The sequence below is a fragment of the Segatella copri genome (assembly GCF_009495355.1).
Lineage (GTDB): Bacteria > Bacteroidota > Bacteroidia > Bacteroidales > Bacteroidaceae > Prevotella.
In genome coordinates this window covers 39,441-58,627 of record NZ_VZAD01000040.1, presented here as the reverse complement: position 1 = coordinate 58,627, position 19,187 = coordinate 39,441, and the positions used below count along the sequence as shown (strand labels likewise).

Genomic DNA, 19,187 nt, shown 5'->3' with positions numbered 1-19,187 from the left:
ATGTAGAAACCATGATTAAACCGATGTAGAATATTATGGAAGAAGATACGACTAACAAGACCATTTGTCCGATACTATCCGAAAAATTCGAATACCTTCGGATAAATGGTTTGACGAGGTGATGATGTATAGTCAATCGCAAAAAATACGACAAGTATCGCATTATTCAAGGCCATAAAATAATGTCAGATTTTGACAAACAAATAGAAAGGTTGTTTAGCGAAGATAAGAATCAAATAAGATGAGCGACAAGAGCAAGCAACAATATATAGACTTCGAAGCCTACGAGCGTGTGGCAGAGCCACATAAGCGCGAAAGGGCTTCGGCATGGCGCACGGCTATCGGTCTGCAAGATGTTGACGGACTGAAGGTGTCTGACTATCTGAAAGAGACGGCTGTCAGACACATTGAGGGCGATATTACCATTGATGATGTGCGCGAACAGTTGAAATCGTATTATGTCAACAAAACTACTCATGATGAGGACGATGCCGAAAAGGAAGAGGCCGACCGTGTGGCTGCCAATATAGCCAAGCTACTGAGCGAGAAGTCTTTTTCGTTTACTGCATTGGAATTTCTGAATGTCCATAGGCACTTGTTTGAGGGTGTATTCAAACATGCTGGTGAAGTGCGCCCCTATGACATCAGCAAGAAGGAATGGATATTGCAAGGAGATACTGTTGTGTATGGACGTGCTGCCGACATTATGATGGCGTTGCGATATGACATTCAGCAAGAAAAGGACTTTAATTATAAAGGACTGTCAACGGATGAAATCATCAGTCACATTGTAGATTTCGTCACCTTGCTATGGCAGAACCATCCGTTTCGTGAGGGCAACACACGAACAACGGCCGTGTTTGTCATCAAATATCTGCGCTCTATCGGATTCAAGGTGGACAACGATTTGTTTGCCGACAACTCTTGGTATTTCCGCAATGCTCTTGTTCGTGCCAACTATCGCAATCCTTCAAAAGGTATAGAGCCCAACAAATCATTCCTCATCAGGTTCTTCCGTAATTTGATGTTGGGCGAACATCATGAACTGAAGAACCGTTATATGCTGATAGGATATGCAGATGTTGGTGATACCCATACAAGTACCCATACAAGCACCCATACAAGTTTTGATGAAACCGTATCTACGTTATCTGAAAATATAAAACGGTTAGTTGTTGCGATTGGCACAGATGAAAAGAGCGTAAAGGAAATGATGGAGGCGGTCGGTTTGAAGAATCGTCCCAATTTCCTTGAATATTCTCTTACGCCAGCCATTACTGAAGGCTTGGTAAAAATGAAATTTCCTAACTCGCCACATCATCCTCGCCAGAAATATCTTCTGACCGTGAAAGGGTTAGCGGTGTATGATGAGTGTGTCAAATCAATGTGAAAAATCTGCCAGAGCTTGCTCCCCGAAGGTGCTCAGCCGAGGAACTCCGAGGATGCTTGACTTGTACAAGAACTCCTTTTGGAGTGGCAGCCTGATGCGGTTTTCAAAAACCGGTAATTAGGCTTACCGATTTTTAAAATCGTTGTTTTAGCGGCATCGAGATAGCTCGCTGGAAAAGTAAAAGCCAGTGCTCTTTGTGCATCTTATGTGAGGTGCGCATTGAGCATTGGCTTGACATTTATGAACAATTATTGTTTTTTAGCCTCTGTATGAGCCATTCAAGAGAGGGACAATCTCGGTTGTCTCTTTCAATCGGTCACCGATACGCTTGCCGTACACCTCTGAGATTTGTTGAAAAATAATTTGTTTAATTTTTAGTTAACATTTGTATGTGAAAACTTATAGAATGCACGGCTGTAGTGAAACAGTCGTGCATTTGACTTTAAAACGGTTGCTATGGCATTTCTTGGTTAAAAAAAAGATGGGGGCTTGGATATTCGTCAGAAAAAGTGTACCTTTGCGTCTGGTAATTGTAGGGATGAGAGTCCTTATATGTTGAATCGAGTAAACGCAAGAAATAAACAAAACAATGGAAATCATCATTATCATAGCCATTATTATCGGCATCATCGTAGGCTTCTTTCTTGGCAAGCTGATGGCTGCGAAAACTGCAAGCGAGGAGAAAACACAGCTTGTGGCAAAGGCTCAAGTGTTGGCGGCAGAGATGGAACAGGTTAAGAGCCTGACCGACCAGGTGCGCCAGCAGGCAGAGAAGGAAAAAGAAGTATTATGTAAGCAGGCAGAGAAGGAGAAAGAAAATCTGAAGGAACATTATGATGTTATCCTAAAGAATGAGAGAGCCCATCATGCCGAAGAGATGCAGGCATTGAGGGAAGCACATGCTTCGGAGATGCAGTCGCTGAAGGGACAGATGGAGAGCGAACGCCAGTATGCTGCCAAACTGCGTGCCGAGAGCGACCAGCAATGGGCGCAGAAGATGGAAACGCTTAAGCAAGACATGCAGCGCATGAATGCAGAACATCAGAAAGTGGCTGCAGAGCAACTGGCTGCCAAGCAATCGGCTTTGCAGGAGAACAACCGTCTGCAGATGGATGAACTATTGAAGCCTATCAAGGAACAGTTTGCAGACTTCAAAAAGTCGGTTGAGGAAAGCAAGACTCAGAACGAAGTGAACAAGAAAGAACTGCAGAACACCTTTGAGGCTACAATGAAACTCTTTCAGCAGGAGCAGCAGCAAGCAGTTTCTTTGTTGAAGGAGCAGACTTCGAAGATAGGTTCGGATGCTGCTAATCTAACTCGTGCCCTGAAGGGAGATAGTAAGATGCAGGGCGACTGGGGTGAGATGGTGCTTGAAACCATTCTCGAGAACAGTGGATTGCGAAAGGACGAGGAGTTCTTTATCCAGGAGAACACTAAGGATGAAGAGGGCAAGAACTTCCGCCCTGATGTCATCGTAAGATTCCCAGAAGGCAGAAGTGTAGTCATCGACTCGAAGGTTTCGCTTACTGCCTATTCTGATGCCATAGCGGCAGAAGATGATGGCGAGCGCGAACGGCTGATGAAACTGCATGCGGCAAGTGTGCGCAGACATATCGACGAACTGGCAGAAAAAGACTATTCCAAGCTGGTGGATGATGCCATTGGCTTTGTTCTGATGTTTATTCCCAACGAAACCAGCTATATTGCAGCCATGAAGCAGCAACCTGAGCTTAGCCGTTATGCTTATCAAAAGAAAATTATCATCATTTCGCCCAGCAATCTTCTGATGGCTCTTCAGTTGGCATACAACCTGTGGCAGTATGACCGTCAAAACAAGAATGTAGAGAAAATAGTGAAGACTGCAGCAGACTTGTATGATAAGGTGGCAGGTTTTGAGGACACCTTTATGGGTGTGGGCGACTTGATAACCCGTCTGTCTGGAACCTTTGACAAGGCTAAAAAGCAACTTTATGATGGCGCTGGTAATGTCATGAGAAGGGTAGAGAGTCTGAAGAAACTGGGTGTTACACCTAAGAAGCAGATTAAAGAACTCTCCGACGAATAGCCTTTTAAAGGTAAAAAGGTAAAAAGGTAAAAAAGGTAAAAGAGTAAAAGGTAAAAATGCACCGCTTTTTTGTCAAGAATGAGAGAATCTTGTCTTTCTCTTATTCTTGACTCGACTTTCGTAGATGGGGAAGTTAAAGAATTTAAAGAAGTTAGAGAAGTTAGAGCCATATGCTTTGTAGCTAAGTATACATCCAAAAGGCTATTGGCTATAACTTCTAACGACCGAGTGAAGTGATAACTTCTTTAACTTCTATAACTTCCATACATGCTAAACTTCAGTTCTTGACAATATATTTGAAGACTTATTTGGGAATAAACGGGCTTGTTTTTGAAAATGAGGTATGGTTATTGCTGTGTGATTTCTTCGACGGCTTTCACGAGCGAGTCTTTGCCATTGAGGAGATAGAAATCGACACGTACCACGTGGTTGATATCAGCGCAACCCTTAACCTTGATGCGGCGAGTCTTTCCGTATTCAAAGGTGTCTCGTCTTGAAGGATAGGAAACCAATTGTAGTTTTTCCTTAGAAGATCCGCTTCCGATATAGTATATTCCCACACTGTCGGTCATGGCCTTCTGAGCCTTTATTCGTGCCATCTTTTTGGCATGAAGTGCCGAAGTGTCTTCTGGATAGAATTCGCTGGCAGCCACTGTGTCTCCATCATTCTGCGATGGGGCAAACTTGCAGCTGGTGGCTGTTGAGACAGATGCGGTGGCAGCAATTACAACTGCAGCAAAATATAATAGTTTTTTCATTCCTTCGTAGATATATTGAATGTTCGTTCAGTTTCGGAGAATTTAATCTCTGTTAATACAGCAACAGCAATCCGGCAAAAGCAGAGTAGCATATCATGCGGATGGGGTTGATGCCGACAAACTTGACACCAAAGAAGGTGGCAAGGAAGAGCGCGATAGAGATATAGAATCGCCAGGGGTCGGCAGGAGATGAGAAGTTTTCTTGGTTCATCAAGAGCAGGGCTGCAGCTCCTACGAGCCCAACTATGGCGGGGCGAAGACCAATGAAAATGCTCTGTATGGCTGTGGTGTTCATATATTTGTACAGCATCTTGCTGATAAGAATCATCAAAATCAAAGAGGGAAGAACCAAGGCAAATGTAGCTACTGCACTTCCCAATATGGCCATTGATTCGCTCAAGCCTGCATTGTGTACAGCAGTATAGCCACAATAAGTAGCAGCATTGATGCCAATGGGACCTGGTGTCATCTGCGAAATGGCAACGACATCAGTAAACTCTTGCATCGTCATCCAGTGGTATTGTGTTACTACTTGTCCCTGTATGAGGGAAATCATAGAGTAGCCACCTCCGAAACCGAAGATGCCAATCTGGATAAAAACGAGGAAAAGCTGAAGAAAAATCATATCAATAGATAATTAAGAATCGATAATAGACAAATCTATACCTTGGAAGATTCATCTTTTCTGAAGACTTACACCTTATTATATATAAGCAGAGGCTTCATTCTGTAGGCAGTATGAACTTGCCGTAAATGTAGCCAGCTGCGGCTGCGGAAATGATGACCCAGATGGGGTTGACGTGCAGAAGCCAGATAAGCATGGCAGACAGAATGGGAATCCAGCAGTTGGCAAAAGTGATGTGTGCACTCTTGGCAAGTGAGAATGTAGGGACGGCTATCAGGGCAACGACTGCAGGACGAATGCCGGCAAACATAGCTGCCACAACCTTATTGTCCTCGAACTGATGGAAGAACATGGCGATGGCCAATATGATGAGGAAAGAGGGAAGTGAGGCTCCGAGAGTGCAGATGATGGCTCCTGGAGATTTTGCCAACTTATATCCAAGCATGGAACTCATGTTGATGGCCAGGGCTCCCGGACAAGTCTGTGTCACAGCGATGGCATCGAGAAACTCTTCCTTCGTCATCCAATGATGCTTGTCAACGACTTCGGATTCTATAATAGGAATCATGGCATAGCCACCCCCAAAGGTGACTATGCCAATCTTCGTAAATGTTTTGAATAATGTAAGATAACTTACGCTATTATTCATTTTTTACCTTTTTACTTTTTTACCTTTTTACTTTTTCAAAGTTCTTTCTTCAATCCACTGGCGTGCATTGACGAATGCCTCAATCCAAGGAGTTACCTCGTCGTTGCGACGGTCGGCCGGATACCAGGCGTTCTGCCATGGGAAGATGGCACGCTCCAAGTGTGGCATCATTGCCAGGTGGCGACCATCTGCTGAGCAGATACCTGCCACGTTGTAGTCACTGCCGTTAGGATTGCCAGGATACTCAGCATAGTTGTACTTCGCAATCACATTGTAGTGATCCTCTGGCTCAGGAAGGTAGAAACGACCCTCGCCGTGAGCTACCCAGATACCGAGCTTGTCACCGCTCAGGCTACCGAACATCACACTGTCGTTCTGAGGAATTGTCAAACCCAGGAATGTGCTCTCAAACTTCTTGCTGGTATTGTGGCAGAGGTGTGAGCGATGCTTGTGCTCAGGATTGATGAGGTTGAGTTCTACCATCAGCTGGCAACCGTTACAGATGCCGAGTGAAAGAGTGTCCTCACGGGCATAGAACTTGTCGAGTGCCTCCTTAGCCTTAGGATTGTAGAGGAATGCACCAGCCCAACCCTTGGCAGAACCGAGAACGTCGGAGTTAGAGAAACCACCGCAGAATACGATGAAGTTCACATCCTCCAAAGTTTCACGACCACTGATAAGGTCGGTCATCATCACGTCCTTCACGTCGAAGCCAGCGAGGTACATAGAGTAAGCCATTTCGCGCTCACCATTGGTTCCCTTCTCACGAATGATTGCCGCCTTGATACCAGATGGCTTGCGGCGGTTGGCATCGAGACCATAGCTGGAGAGTGTGCCCTTGAAACCATAACCGAAGTTCATCTCAATAGGCTGCTTCTTATAGTTGGTGTAGCGCTTCTTAGCCATGCCGTTCATGCTCTGCTTGCGGTCGAGGAGGTAAGAAGTCTTGTACCAGTTGTCGCGCAGGGCGTCAATATCGAATTCGTGCTCGAAGCCATCCTTCTTGATGATGATCTTGCGGAGCTCTGGAGCTGGATAACCAATCTTGGCATAGCCGATGCCATTGTCCTCGAGGAATGCCTTGAGTTCATCTTTATGAGCATCGCTTACCTGGATGACAACACCTGGGTTCTCTGCGAAGAGAGTCTTGATGATGTCTTTGTCGGCTATGTCATGGAGGTTGATCTTCATACCGCCCTCTACGTTGGCGAATGTCATCTCGAGGAGAGTGGTAATCAAACCACCGGCGCTGATATCGTGACCTGCCATTACCCAACCGCGGTTGATGAGTTCCTGTACGGCATTGAAGCAGTCAACGAAGTACTCAGGGTTCTTCACGGTAGGAACATCGCTGCCCACCTTGCCCAAGCTCTGAGCGAAGGCAGAACCACCGAGGCGCTGCTCGTCGAAGCTGAAGTCGATGTGATAGAGGCTTGAGTTCTTGTCGTTGACGAGAACCGGACTAACCACCTTCTTGACATCTGAAACCTCACCACCAGCACTTACGATAACGGTACCAGGAGCGATGATCTTCTCGCCGTTAGGATACTGCTGGGTCAATGAGAGCGAGTCCTTACCTGTTGGTACGTTCACGTGGATGGCGCAGCAGAAGTCTGACAATGCCTTCACGCCCTCGTACAAACGAGCATCCTCACCCTTCTGGCTGCGGCAAGGCCACATCCAGTTGGCAGAGAGGCTGATGCTGTCCATACCATCTGCCAATGGAGCCCAAACGATATTGGTCAATGACTCTGCTACAGAGAGTACAGAACCTGCCTTAGGATCTGCAAGACCTGCCTGAGGTGCATGACCCATAGCAGTTACGATACCCTTCTCGCCACGGTAGTCGAGTGCTACGACACCACAATCGGAGAGTGGCAACTGAATCTGACCCTGGCACTGCTGACGTGCAATCTTACCCGTTACGGAGCGGTCCACCTTGTTGGTCAACCAGTCCTTACAAGCCACAGCCTCCATCTGGAGAACACGCTGCAAGTATTCGTCGAGGTTGTCGGCAGAATAAGTTACATCCTCATATTTGCGCTCTACGGTCTCGTCGACCATTACAGTCTTAGGAGTATGACCGAACATCTGAGCTACATCGAGGTCGAATGGCTTCACGCCGTCAGCCTGCTTAAAGCTGAAGTGAGCATCGCCAGTAGTCTCGCCTACCACGTACATAGGAGCACGCTCGCGGTCGGCAATCTTCTGAACCTCGCTGATATATTTTTCGTCGATGAGTAAGCCCATGCGCTCCTGGCTCTCGTTGGCGATGATTTCCTTGGCGCTCAAAGTCTTGTCACCGATAGGCAACTTAGACATATCGATTTCGCCACCGCATTCTTCTACCAACTCAGAGAGACAGTTCAAGTGACCTGCAGAACCGTGGTCGTGGATGCTGACTACAGGGTTCTCGTCGTTCTCAACGAGTGCACGAACCAAGTTGTAAGCACGCTTCTGCATCTCAGGGTTGGCACGCTGAACCGCATTCAACTCGATACCGTTGCTGTAGCGGCCTGTATCTACAGAAGAAACAGAACCGCCACCGAGACCGATGCGATAGTTGTCGCCACCTACAACGACCACCTTGTTGCCCTTCTGTGGCTCTCCCTTCTTGTAATCACGCTTCTTGCCGTAGCCTACACCACCAGCAAGCATGATAACCTTGTCATAAGCATACTTCTCACCATTCTCCTCGTGCTCGAAGGTGAGCACAGAACCGGTGATAAGAGGCTGACCGAACTTGTTACCGAAGTCGGAAGCACCGTTAGATGCCTTGATAAGGATCTGCTCTGGAGTCTGATAGAGCCATTTGCGCACTGGCATGATGTCTTCCCAGTCGCGCTCTACATCGCTCTTGCCGTTGTCGTCCTTCAGACGAGGATAAGCAGTCATGTAGCAGGCAGTACCTGCGATAGGCCATGAGCCTACACCACCACCCATACGGTCGCGGATTTCACCGCCAGTACCGGTAGCAGCACCGTTGAAAGGCTCTACAGTAGTAGGGAAGTTGTGAGTCTCGGCCTTCAGCGAGATGACACTCTCGATATCCTTCACCTGGAAGAAGTCGCTGGTGGTCTGGTCGGCAGGAGCAAACTGCTCGATGACAGGACCCTGCGAGAAGGCCACGTTGTCCTTGTAGGCAGAGAGAATCTTATTGGGGTTCTCGTTGGTGGTCTTCTTGATCATATTGAAAAGAGAAGACTCCATCTCCTTGCCGTCGATGATAAACTGTCCGCCGAAGATCTTGTGGCGGCAGTGCTCAGAGTTGATCTGTGCAAAGCCAAAGATTTCGCTGTCGGTAAGAGGACGTCCGTTCTCTTTCTCCAACTTGTGGAGATAAGCCATCTCGTCCTCGCTGAGAGCCAAGCCTTCCTCTTCGTTGTACTTCTCGAGGTCGTCTACGTACTTGATGGGTTCAGGCTCATGGTTGACGGTGAACACATTCTGGTCTATTCCGTTGTACATGCGCTGCAGCATAGGGTCGTGCTCAGCGTCCTCGCTTTCTACGGGGAAGTACTCCTCAATACGCGAAATGCCGTTAAGACTCATGTTCTGAGTTATCTCAACGGCATTCGTACTCCAGGGAGTAATCATTTCACGGCGTGGACCCACATAGAAGCCCTGCAACTGCTGGGCGTCCTCTAATGTTGCGTCACCATAAAGCCAACAAAGTTCATTGATCTCGTCCTGAGATGGTTTGTGGTCAATCTCGGTCGCTATCACACTCTTGGATGGAGTTCTGAAAAAAAGAATCATACTTAGTTTTTCTCTTTTTATTGTTAATGTATTTCTTTTCGACTGCAAAGTTAGTGTAAAAAGGAGAGATAACAAAGAGAAAGCTCGTTTTTTTTGTTTTTTATCAAACTTTCGCATTTCTTCTGCCCTGTTTTTGATGTACAGCGCTCTTTTTCTGCAGGATGTAGTCAGTCTTCATAGACGGCCAGGCCGGAGTCTCTATGATGGCCGATATCGGTCATCTATTATGACCGGCATCGGTCATCTATTACGACCAGGCCTTGCCGTCTATTATGACCGGGATGAGTCTTCTATGAAGCCTTCTGTCGATAGAAAAAGTGAATGAAGAAGGGACCATAATTCGTGTTAAATCGTTAAAAATGAGAAGAAAAGGCTCAAAGGTGGTTAAAATTCCATAAATGGATTTGACAAAAGGCTTTTATTCCAGTCTTATTCATAACTTTGCATAATGAAAGAAGCATGTAATTAATGTTTAGGAAGACCCTTTACAAAAACTTAATTTTATCAACTAAGCAAAAAATAAACGAGAAGAATATGAAACAGACAAAGACTTTAGCGATTATCGCAATGGCAGGCGCTCTGCTTGCAACAAGCTGCGCCAGCAAAAAAGAGTTACAGAATTGTCAGACCGAGAATAAGGAACTGACCGGTAATTATCAGGCAGCCAAGGAGCAACTCGCTGCATCACAGGCTCGCGTTACTACTCTCGAGGATCAGCTCGCACAGATGAAGAAGGACTATTCTTCTATGCAGACAGCTCTCGACAAGAGTTTGAACAACGCCAACCAGAACAATATCAGCATCGAGAAGCTCGTTGACCAGATTAACGAGTCTAACCAGTACATCCGTCACTTGGTAGAGGTGAAGAGCAAGAGCGACTCACTCAACATGGTGCTTACCAACAACCTGACCCGCTCATTGAGCAAGGAAGAGTTGAAGGAAGTAGACGTACAGGTACTCAAGGGTGTGGTTTACATCTCTTTGGCCGACAATATGCTCTATCAGAGTGGAAGCTATGAGGTAAACAGCCGCGCACAGGAGACTCTGAGCAAGATTGCCAAGATCATCATGGACTATAAGGACTACGATGTATTGGTAGAGGGTAATACCGATAATGTACCTGTAAGCACCACAAGTCCTAAGATGAAGAACATCCGCAACAACTGGGACCTCTCAGCTCTGCGTGCTTCATCTGTAGTACAGTATCTGCAGGAGCACTTCGGTGTATCTCCTAAGCGCCTCACAGCAGGTGGCCGTGGTGAGTACAACCCTGTGACAACCAACGATACAGAGGTGGGCAAGATGCGCAACCGTCGCACTCAGATCATCATCACTCCTAAGCTCGACCAGTTCATGGATCTCATCGACAAGGCTCCAGAGGATAAGTAAACAGAAGAATTAAGATATATCTTTCTAAGGCGTGCCGTAGGTTTTTACTTGCGACGCGCCTTTTTCTTTTCTTGAATAAATCTTAAATTATCCGTGAATAGTTGGCTCGTTGCCGATTATTGCTTATCTTTGTAAGCGAAAATAATAAATCAACAACAAGAAATAAGGGGTGCTGCACGGTTGTGCTGCTGAGATTATACCCATAGAACCTGACGCAGATAATGCTGCCGCAGGGATATTTCTATTCCGTATTATCTTTTATTTGTAAGGTACGTGTGTGTACGCCTCTTCTTCTAAAGAAAAATGTAGATTGAAATGAGGTATATTTGTGCATTGACCATTGCCGGTTCCGACAGTTGTGGAGGAGCAGGCGTACAGGCTGATATCAAGACCATGTCGGCATTGGGCGTTTATGCGGCATCGGCCATTACTGCTGTTACTGTACAGAATACGCAGGGCGTTCAGGCCATTCAAGCCATAGAACCCGAAATTGTGGCAGGTCAGATCAAGGCTGTGATGGACGACATACAGCCCAATACTGTCAAAATAGGAATGGTGAACGATAAGGCCACTATCCAGACCATAGCCGATACGCTGAAACTTTATCCTGGAACTACACTTGTTGTCGACCCCGTTATGGTGTCGACCAGCGGTTCTATGCTCATGCAGCAAGATGCTCTCGATATCTTCTGTCGGCAACTCTTGCCGATGGCCAACTTGCTGACACCCAATATTCCCGAGGCTTCCGTACTTTCTCATACCTCAATACAGACGGCAGACGACATGGATCAGGCGGCCCTGCGCATCCTGTCGTTAGGCTGTGAGGCTGTTCTGATAAAAGGCGGGCACTTGGAAGGCGACAGGAAGATAGACAAACTCTATCTTGCCGATGGCAGAACCGAAGTCTACGAGCATGCCACGATAGAAACCCGCAATACTCATGGCACAGGTTGCACTCTCTCTTCCGCTATTGCCTCGTTCTTGGCCCGTGGCTTGGAAATGTGTCAGGCCATAGCTCAAGCCAAGGATTATCTGTCGCAAGCCATAGAGGCAGGCAAGGATGTGGAGATAGGAAAAGGACATGGTCCTGTCGACCATTTTTTCAACCCCGAGAAATTGAAGATTTGCTAAAGAAAAAGCCTATTTATATTTTCTTCGCAACTAAGCCTAAACCCTCATAAAATACGAAAACAAACAAAAAAAGAATATGATACAGTTTATAACCCATTCCAATGAGCGTTACGACCATGTAGAAGGCGCCAAGCTGGCTTTGCAGGGCGGATGCCGTTGGATTCAGTTGCGCATGAAGGACGCTATGGAAATAGATTTCCTTCGGGCGGCAAAGAAGATAAGAAGATTATGCGATGAATATCATGCCACATTCATTCTCGACGACCATGTGGAGTGGGTGGGGCTTACTGGTGCCGACGGAGTGCATCTTGGCAAGAACGACATGCCTGTAGATGAGGCACGAAAGATGTTGGGACGAAACAAAATCATCGGAGGCACTGCCAATACCTTCGAAGATGTGGAGCGGCTTTCTCGTCAGGAAGCCGACTACATAGGTTGTGGTCCTTTCCGGTTTACCACTACCAAGAAGAACCTGTCGCCAGTGCTGGGTCTGGAGGGTTATCGGGACATCACGGCACAGATGAAGGCTCATGACATTCAGCTCCCCATCGTCGCCATTGGAGGAATTCTGCACCAGGATATTCCTGCCATCATGCAGACTGGCGTGACAGGAATAGCGGTAAGCGGAGCTATCCTAAATGCGGAGAATCCTGTAGAAGAGATGAGACTCTTTATCTCGGCTACGGACAATGACATGTGATTACAAACTAATACAACTTATAAATGAAGACAAAAATCAAGTTTGACTATCCTTCCTCAGAGAAGGTTTATCTCAAGGGAAAACTCTTCCCCGACCTCAGAGTGGGCATGCGTAAGGTGCGCCTTACTCCAACGGTTACTTTCGAGGGCGATGTGCGCCACGAGGAACCCAATGCCCCTGTCTATATCTATGATACGAGTGGTTGCTATAGCGACCCCAATGTGGAAATAGACCTGAACAAAGGCTTGCCCCGTTTGCGTCAGTCATGGATAGAGAACCGCAAGGAGGGTGAGACTCAGATGTATTTCGCCAAGAAAGGTATCATCACAGAGGAGATGGAATATGTGGCTATCCGCGAGAATATGAACTGCGAGGAGCTGGGCATCAAGACTCACATCACTCCAGAGTTCGTGTGCAAGGAGATTGCCGAGGGAAGAGCCGTCATTCCTGCCAACAAGAAGCACCCTGAGTCGGAACCTATGATTATAGGAACCAACTTCCTGGTTAAGATCAATACCAATATAGGCAACTCTGCCACAACTTCCGGAATCGAGGAAGAGGTGGAGAAAGCCGTGTGGAGTTGCAAGTGGGGTGGCGACACGCTGATGGATCTTTCTACGGGCAATGATATTCATGAGACCCGAGAGTGGATATTGCGCAACTGTCCTGTGCCAGTAGGTACGGTGCCTATGTATCAGGCTTTCGAGAAAGTGGACGGCAAGGCAGAAGACCTGACATGGGAAGTGTTCCGCGACACCCTTATCGAACAGTGTGAGCAGGGAGTGGACTATTTCACCATCCACTGCGGCATCCGTCTGAAGAATATCCACTTGGCGGATACTCGTCTTACAGGTATCGTGAGCCGGGGCGGAAGCATCATCTCGAAATGGTGTAAGGTGCATCAGAAGGAAAGTTTCCTCTACGAGCACTTTGATGATATCTGTGATATCTGCGCCAAGTACGATGTTGCCATCTCGTTGGGCGATGGCTTGCGTCCTGGTTCAACCTACGATGCCAATGATGCAGCCCAGTTTGCCGAACTCGACACGATGGGCGAGCTGGTGGAGCGTGCCTGGGCAAAGAATGTACAGGCGTTTATCGAGGGGCCGGGTCATGTGCCTATGCACAAGATCAAGGAGAACATGGAGCGACAGATAGAGAAATGCCACGGAGCACCTTTCTATACATTGGGCCCTCTTGTAACCGATATAGCTCCCGCCTATGACCACATCACCTCTGCCATAGGTGCTTCGATGATAGGCTGGTATGGTACAGCCATGCTCTGCTATGTTACTCCGAAGGAGCACCTTGCCTTGCCAGAGAAGGAAGACGTTCGCACAGGTGTGGTAACCTACAAGATAGCTGCCCATGCTGCCGATTTGGCTAAGGGACATCCAGGAGCCTCTGTACGTGACAACGCGCTGAGCAAGGCCCGTTATGACTTCAGATGGAAAGACCAGTTCAACCTCTCGCTCGACCCAGAGCGTGCGCTGGAGTTCTACAAGACGAGCAACAGCGTAGATGCCAATTACTGCACCATGTGCGGTCCCAACTTCTGTGCTGCCCGCATCAGTCATTCATTGAAGAGCTGCGAGGAACGTAAAGGAGAATAAACGCACACTCTGTAATGCAACAGAGAGCAATGAGAATTTAGAATCAACTTATTTCAAAAAATAAAAAACTTTAAAAAAAATGATTGAAACACAAGTATCCAAAGGTATTATCAGTACCTATTTTGACAAACTTCAGCGTAATCTCGATCTCGATGTAGCCATTGTTGGCGGAGGTCCTTCTGGTATTGTTGCTGCTTATTATCTGGCTAAGGCAGGATTGAAGGTAGCTCAGTTTGACCGTAAACTCTCTCCTGGTGGCGGCATGTGGGGCGGTGCCATGATGTTCAACCAGATTGTCATTCAGGAAGAGGCTATGCACATCGTAAAGGACTTCGATATCAACTACGAGACTTTCGAGGATGGTCTTTACACTATCGACTCTGTGGAGAGTACCTCTTCGCTGCTTTATCATGCAGTACATGCTGGTGCAACTATTTTCAACTGCTACTCGGTAGAGGATGTCATCTTCAAGAATGATGTGGTAAGTGGTGTGGTTGTCAACTGGACTCCAGTGCTTCGTGAAGGCTTGCACGTAGATCCTCTCAACATCATGTCGAAGTATGTTATCGACGGAACGGGTCACGACAGCGAGATGTGCAAGGTTGTTGCCCGCAAGAACGGAATCAAGTTGGATACTGCTACGGGTGGTGTTATCGGTGAGCGTTCACTGGATGTGATAGAAGGCGAGCGCATGGTAGTAGAGGGAACCCGTGAGGTTTATCCAGGTCTTTATGTATGCGGTATGGCCTCTTCAGCTGTTGCCGGCACTCCACGCATGGGACCTATCTTTGGTGGTATGTTGCTTTCTGGTAAGAAGGTGGCTGATGCTATCATCGCTAAGTTGAAGAAGTAATTTCTGTTCTGGATGAAATGGATCGTGATAACCTCTCCTGACTTCCTGTCGGGAGAGGCTCTTTTTATTGACAGACTTTTCTGTCATGGTCTGGATGTGCTTCATCTGCGTAAGCCGGGGGCTTCGTATGAGGACTGCCGGCATTTGCTGAGCGAGATTCCTTGCCGTTGGCACAACAGGATTGTGGTGCATGAACATTTCTCTTTGGCCGCAGAGTACTCTCTTCTTGGCATTCATCTCAACCGTCGTTGCCCCGATGTCCCAGAGGGTTTTCGTGGGCATGTGTCTTGTTCCTGTCATTGCCTCGACGAGGTTGTGGCAGCAAAGCCACATTGCGATTATGTCTTTCTGAGTCCCATCTTCGACAGTATCTCCAAGCAGGGATATTCGGCTTCCTTTACCGACAACGACTTGCAGCAGGCTCATGTTGCCGGTACAATCGACCATAAGGTTGTGGCGTTGGGAGGCATTACTTCTTCGCATATTCCGCAAATCAAAGCCTGGGGCTTTGGCGGTGCCGCCTTCTTGGGTGATGTGTGGAGCAGAATGAATGATGCCGGAGTAGATGAATATCTCGACACTTTGCGCTTGCTCCTCTAATGGTTTTCAGACGATGCCGTCAACCTGCGACTTTGTATTGCCAACCTTCGCCTCTTGTACAGACTTATTCTGTGATAGAAAGTTCAAAGAAGTATTCTTCAAAATAACCGGATACGCAACAAAAATGTGGCATTGTGAAAGAAAAACATGAAAATATGTTTCTCTTTAAAATATTATTCGTAATTTTGCAAGCAAATTATCAAAAAACAAGAGAAAGCTTATGGAAAAGATTCAAATGACAACTCCCTTGGTGGAGATGGACGGTGACGAGATGACTCGCATCCTGTGGAAGATGATTAAGGATGAACTGATATTGCCTTTCGTCGACCTCAAGACTGAGTATTATGACTTGGGCTTGCCCTATCGTGATCAGACCAACGATCAGGTGACCATCGACTCTGCTGAGGCTGCCAAGAAATATGGTGTGGCAGTAAAGTGTGCCACGATTACTCCTAATGCCCAGCGTATGGATGAATACAAGCTGCACAAAATGTGGAAAAGTCCTAACGGAACCATCCGAAGCATCATGGACGGAACTGTATTTCGTGCACCTATCACCATTCCAAGCATCCACCCATGTGTGAAGAACTGGGAGAAGCCTATCACCATTGCCCGTCATGCTTATGGTGATGTATACAAGAGTGTGGAGATTCGTGCCGATGAGCCAGGAGTGGCTAAACTCGTGTTCGAGGGCAAGAGTGGAAAGAAGCAAGAGGTGGAAATCCACAACTTTGATGGTGCTGGCGTTATTCAGGGCATGCACAACACGGACAAGAGTATCCGCAGCTTCGCGCATAGCTGTTTCAAGTTTGCTATCGACACCAAGCAGGATCTTTGGTTTGCCACCAAGGACACCATCTCCAAGACCTATGACGCACAGTTCCGTAAGATTTTCGAGGAGGTGTACGAGAGTGACTATAAAGAGAAGTTTGCCGAGTTGGGCATAGAGTATTTCTATACTCTGATAGACGATGCTGTGGCTCGTGTTATCCGCAGTAAGGGAGGCTTTATCTGGGCTTGTAAGAACTATGATGGCGACGTGATGAGCGATATGCTCAGCACAGCTTTCGGTTCGTTGGCTATGATGACTTCCGTTTTGGTTTCGCCCGATGGCAAGTACGAGTACGAGGCTGCTCATGGTACCGTGACACGCCACTACTATCGTTATCTGAAGGGTGAGGACACTTCCACCAACCCAATGGCAACCATCTTCGCCTGGAGTGGAGCGCTGAGAAAGCGTGGTGAGCTGGATGGCAACAAAGCTCTTCAGCAGTTTGGCGATCAGCTTGAGGCTGCCTGCTTCGATACTCTGAATGACGGAATAGCCACCAAGGACCTTGTCAACCTGATGGAAGGTGTAGAGGCCAAGGCAGTCAATTCTGCTGGCTTTATTGCTGCCATTCGTGAGCGCCTTGAGAAGCGCTTGGCATAGTCATGATAGAATAAGAATATAAATAGTAGTTCCTAAAGAGGTAGTGCTTACATTGGCAAAGTAAGTACTACCTCTTTTTATAGGACAATAAAAAAGTGAGACTTGCCTCACGGCAAATCTCACTTTCGCTTTGTCCTTGCGGACTCTGCAAGTTATTCTAGGAAAATTATAACTGTCTATTTTATCCCCTCTCTTGAGGATGTGTAAGTAATTCTGAGTATAGTTTGAAAAAATCAAAACTCAGGAGCTTGCTGATATGGAACAGCAGCCCTGTATCTATAGTGGCTCTTTCGTACACCTTATATATATTGGTACGATGGCAACCAAGTTGCTCTGCGAGCCAAACTGAAGTCTTGCCTTGTTTTTTGAGTTCCTGTTTTATTCGTTCGCCAATGACCAAGGCGTTAATACCATATTTTGCCATTTTCTGAAATAATTAAGTGTAAATTGTATTATCGATTGCAAAATTAAGAATAAGGAATTAATCAAAGAAATTTTTTAGTAGCTAATTTAGCAACATTGTGCTAAAAAAATATAAAATCTGGCGGTTTGCTCCTTTTTTTACCACATTCTTATACATTTAGTCTCCTTTTCTTCTTTTTCTTCTCTTTTTTATTTTTAAAGGGTCTGTTTTCCTTTCTTGTTGTTGGTCTTGGTGTGCTCAGTAGGACAAGCAGTTAGAGTAAATGTTTTTTGGCCTATAAAAATCTATGTTCTAAACTATCGAACTTATGTTCTAAACTTTCGAACTTAAGTTCTAAACTATCGAACTTGTGTTCTAAACTTTAGAACATAGATTTAGCTTGCTTAAAACACAATTTTCTGTAGTACTAAAAACAAATGGCCAAAGAATTAAAAGCATCTGCAGGTGCATCCTTGCACACTATTTATATACTCCACTTCTCTATTTGCGAAGGTTGAGGTACTTACAGCTCCTAAGCGCCAGTAAAGGCTTATAGATGTTTTTGGAGGTACTTAGTAGTTGTATAAGGGGCTAAAAACATTAAATAAGTTAAAAAATACCCGTAAAACACAATTTTTCCACCTAAAAAAGAGTTTTGTATTGCTTTTTTTTGTAATTTTGCAGTCAGACAATGGAATGGTTGCGAAACCATTGATAAGAATTTTGAGAATTCATGCCGATGTAAGTTGTATTAGTAAAAGGTGGTTTGGAGTTTTTTTCGCTCGGCCTTTCTTTTGGGTTAGATTAGTAAAGAGTCAGAGTGAATCCGTAAAACCAGTACCACGTATTTTTTTATCTACTCTTACATGGGATGCATTTCGTTGGCGATGTGTGTTCTTTGCTATGTTATTCTCTTCTCGTTTTTTGAATAAAATTAAGTGTTTAGCAATTAGAAAGTGTTTTGAGAACTATATATATGGGGGAACTGGCCAGGGATGGTAGGTTTCCCCTTTTGCTTTTTGGTAAAATGACATAGAATTGTAATCAAATGTAACGCATGTTACAAAATAAAAGTTGTAACTTTGCCCCCGTAATATTAAATGTTTCGATTATGGACGAAAAAGACAGCAGAATATTAGTAGTCGACGACGAGCAGGATCTCTGTGAAATCCTGAAGTTCAATCTTGAGACTGAAGGTTATCAGGTAGAGACCGCCAATTCGTCAGAAGAGGCTTTGGAGAAAGACATTGCGTCTTACAATCTCCTGCTCCTCGATGTGATGATGGGAGGAATGAGCGGTTTTCAGCTTGCCAAGCAACTGAAGAACAGTGAGGTGACGGCCCATATTCCTATTATCTTCCTTACAGCTCGTGATACGGAAAACGACACGGTGACAGGCTTCAACCTGGGTGCCGATGATTATATCTCCAAACCATTCTCTATCCGTGAGGTAATGGTTAGGGTGCGTGCCGTGTTGCGCCGTACAGCCAGCAGGTTGGAAGGAGCAGAGGAACCGGCAGTCATCAGTTATCAGGGCCTGTTGCTCAATCTCGACAAAAAGTCGGTGAGTGTGGACGGAGAGGACGTGCCATTCACCAAGACAGAGTTTGAGTTGCTTCGTCTGTTGTTGGAGGAGCGCGGAAGAGTCTTTTCGCGTCAGGAACTCATCGACCGCGTATGGCCCAAGGATGTGTTGGTTCTCGACCGTACGGTGGATGTCAACATCACACGTATGCGCAAGAAGATAGGCAAGTTTGCCAAGTGTATCGTTACCCGTTTGGGATTCGGTTATTATTTCGACGCATAATATAATAATAAGG

Annotated in this window: 15 protein-coding genes and 1 riboswitch; of the genes, 10 read left to right on the top strand and 5 right to left on the bottom strand. The window is 46.2% G+C overall.

Annotation, left to right across the window (positions count from 1 at the left end; translation table 11 throughout):
• Nucleotides 1-241: 241 nt before the first annotated feature.
• Together F7D20_RS04875 and rmuC are read left to right on the top strand one after the other, a co-directional pair.
• Complete coding sequence (locus tag F7D20_RS04875) at nt 242-1,390, top strand: Fic family protein (protein ID WP_158463080.1); 1,149 nt, start codon at nt 242-244, stop codon at nt 1,388-1,390.
• 589 nt (nt 1,391-1,979) lie between these two features.
• Complete coding sequence (gene rmuC / locus F7D20_RS04870) at nt 1,980-3,455, top strand: DNA recombination protein RmuC (protein ID WP_228114103.1); 1,476 nt, start codon at nt 1,980-1,982, stop codon at nt 3,453-3,455.
• Nucleotides 3,456-3,802: 347 nt separating this feature from the next.
• Here rmuC and F7D20_RS04865 read toward each other — a convergent pair whose 3' ends face one another.
• The 4 genes from F7D20_RS04865 to purL form a co-directional block, all read right to left on the bottom strand.
• Entirely contained in the window at nt 3,803-4,213 is a 411-nt protein-coding gene (locus F7D20_RS04865; RefSeq protein ID WP_158463079.1) for a hypothetical protein, read from the bottom strand.
• Nucleotides 4,214-4,265: 52 nt separating this feature from the next.
• Nucleotides 4,266-4,838: a chromate transporter gene (locus F7D20_RS04860; protein WP_022253286.1), complete on the bottom strand. Its 573-nt coding sequence runs from the start codon at nt 4,836-4,838 to the stop codon at nt 4,266-4,268.
• A 97-nt stretch (nt 4,839-4,935) separates the two neighbouring features.
• Entirely contained in the window at nt 4,936-5,487 is a 552-nt protein-coding gene (locus F7D20_RS04855; RefSeq protein ID WP_158463078.1) for a chromate transporter, read from the bottom strand.
• Between the two features lie 27 nt (nt 5,488-5,514).
• Entirely contained in the window at nt 5,515-9,246 is a 3,732-nt protein-coding gene (gene purL, locus F7D20_RS04850; protein ID WP_158463077.1) for a phosphoribosylformylglycinamidine synthase, read from the bottom strand.
• A 534-nt stretch (nt 9,247-9,780) separates the two neighbouring features.
• Between purL and F7D20_RS04845 the strand changes: the two genes are divergently transcribed.
• The 7 genes from F7D20_RS04845 (at nt 9,781) to F7D20_RS04815 (ending at nt 16,964) form a co-directional block, all read left to right on the top strand.
• The gene (locus F7D20_RS04845) at nt 9,781-10,635 is read left to right on the top strand and encodes an OmpA family protein (protein ID WP_022251638.1); all 855 of its coding nucleotides are present in this window, start codon (nt 9,781-9,783) and stop codon (nt 10,633-10,635) included.
• Between the two features lie 155 nt (nt 10,636-10,790).
• A riboswitch (TPP riboswitch) is annotated at nt 10,791-10,888 on the top strand.
• Nucleotides 10,889-10,950: 62 nt separating this feature from the next.
• Nucleotides 10,951-11,766: a bifunctional hydroxymethylpyrimidine kinase/phosphomethylpyrimidine kinase gene (gene thiD, locus F7D20_RS04840; RefSeq protein ID WP_158463076.1), complete on the top strand. Its 816-nt coding sequence runs from the start codon at nt 10,951-10,953 to the stop codon at nt 11,764-11,766.
• Between the two features lie 76 nt (nt 11,767-11,842).
• On the top strand, nt 11,843-12,466 hold the full coding sequence (locus F7D20_RS04835) for a thiamine phosphate synthase (protein ID WP_158463075.1): 624 nt from the start codon (nt 11,843-11,845) through the stop codon (nt 12,464-12,466).
• Nucleotides 12,467-12,489: 23 nt separating this feature from the next.
• A complete protein-coding gene (gene thiC / locus F7D20_RS04830) occupies nt 12,490-14,079 on the top strand; it encodes a phosphomethylpyrimidine synthase ThiC (protein WP_158463074.1) in 1,590 nt (529 codons plus the stop codon).
• Nucleotides 14,080-14,158: 79 nt separating this feature from the next.
• Entirely contained in the window at nt 14,159-14,932 is a 774-nt protein-coding gene (locus tag F7D20_RS04825; RefSeq protein ID WP_022251642.1) for a sulfide-dependent adenosine diphosphate thiazole synthase, read from the top strand.
• Nucleotides 14,933-14,944: 12 nt separating this feature from the next.
• Nucleotides 14,945-15,532: a thiamine phosphate synthase gene (locus tag F7D20_RS04820; protein WP_022251643.1), complete on the top strand. Its 588-nt coding sequence runs from the start codon at nt 14,945-14,947 to the stop codon at nt 15,530-15,532.
• A gap of 220 nt (nt 15,533-15,752) precedes the next feature.
• Entirely contained in the window at nt 15,753-16,964 is a 1,212-nt protein-coding gene (locus tag F7D20_RS04815) for an NADP-dependent isocitrate dehydrogenase (protein ID WP_022251644.1), read from the top strand.
• Between the two features lie 181 nt (nt 16,965-17,145).
• Here the strand turns inward: F7D20_RS04815 and F7D20_RS04810 are convergent, their stop codons facing one another.
• Complete coding sequence (locus F7D20_RS04810) at nt 17,146-17,388, bottom strand: helix-turn-helix domain-containing protein (RefSeq protein WP_022251645.1); 243 nt, start codon at nt 17,386-17,388, stop codon at nt 17,146-17,148.
• 1,090 nt (nt 17,389-18,478) lie between these two features.
• On the opposite strand from F7D20_RS04810, the gene F7D20_RS04805 reads away from it, so the two are divergent.
• Nucleotides 18,479-19,174, top strand: coding sequence for a response regulator transcription factor (locus tag F7D20_RS04805; RefSeq protein WP_158463073.1), 696 nt, complete (start codon nt 18,479-18,481; stop codon nt 19,172-19,174).
• Nucleotides 19,175-19,187 lie beyond the last annotated feature (13 nt).

Coding starts and splice junctions, on each gene's coding strand:
- F7D20_RS04875 (WP_158463080.1), top strand. CDS start 242: ATGAGCGACAAGAGCAAGCAACAATATATAGACTTCGAAGCCTACGAG.
- rmuC (WP_228114103.1), top strand. CDS start 1,980: ATGGAAATCATCATTATCATAGCCATTATTATCGGCATCATCGTAGGC.
- F7D20_RS04865 (WP_158463079.1), bottom strand. CDS start 4,213: ATGAAAAAACTATTATATTTTGCTGCAGTTGTAATTGCTGCCACCGCA.
- F7D20_RS04860 (WP_022253286.1), bottom strand. CDS start 4,838: ATGATTTTTCTTCAGCTTTTCCTCGTTTTTATCCAGATTGGCATCTTC.
- F7D20_RS04855 (WP_158463078.1), bottom strand. CDS start 5,487: ATGAATAATAGCGTAAGTTATCTTACATTATTCAAAACATTTACGAAG.
- purL (WP_158463077.1), bottom strand. CDS start 9,246: ATGATTCTTTTTTTCAGAACTCCATCCAAGAGTGTGATAGCGACCGAG.
- F7D20_RS04845 (WP_022251638.1), top strand. CDS start 9,781: ATGAAACAGACAAAGACTTTAGCGATTATCGCAATGGCAGGCGCTCTG.
- thiD (WP_158463076.1), top strand. CDS start 10,951: ATGAGGTATATTTGTGCATTGACCATTGCCGGTTCCGACAGTTGTGGA.
- F7D20_RS04835 (WP_158463075.1), top strand. CDS start 11,843: ATGATACAGTTTATAACCCATTCCAATGAGCGTTACGACCATGTAGAA.
- thiC (WP_158463074.1), top strand. CDS start 12,490: ATGAAGACAAAAATCAAGTTTGACTATCCTTCCTCAGAGAAGGTTTAT.
- F7D20_RS04825 (WP_022251642.1), top strand. CDS start 14,159: ATGATTGAAACACAAGTATCCAAAGGTATTATCAGTACCTATTTTGAC.
- F7D20_RS04820 (WP_022251643.1), top strand. CDS start 14,945: ATGAAATGGATCGTGATAACCTCTCCTGACTTCCTGTCGGGAGAGGCT.
- F7D20_RS04815 (WP_022251644.1), top strand. CDS start 15,753: ATGGAAAAGATTCAAATGACAACTCCCTTGGTGGAGATGGACGGTGAC.
- F7D20_RS04810 (WP_022251645.1), bottom strand. CDS start 17,388: ATGGCAAAATATGGTATTAACGCCTTGGTCATTGGCGAACGAATAAAA.
- F7D20_RS04805 (WP_158463073.1), top strand. CDS start 18,479: ATGGACGAAAAAGACAGCAGAATATTAGTAGTCGACGACGAGCAGGAT.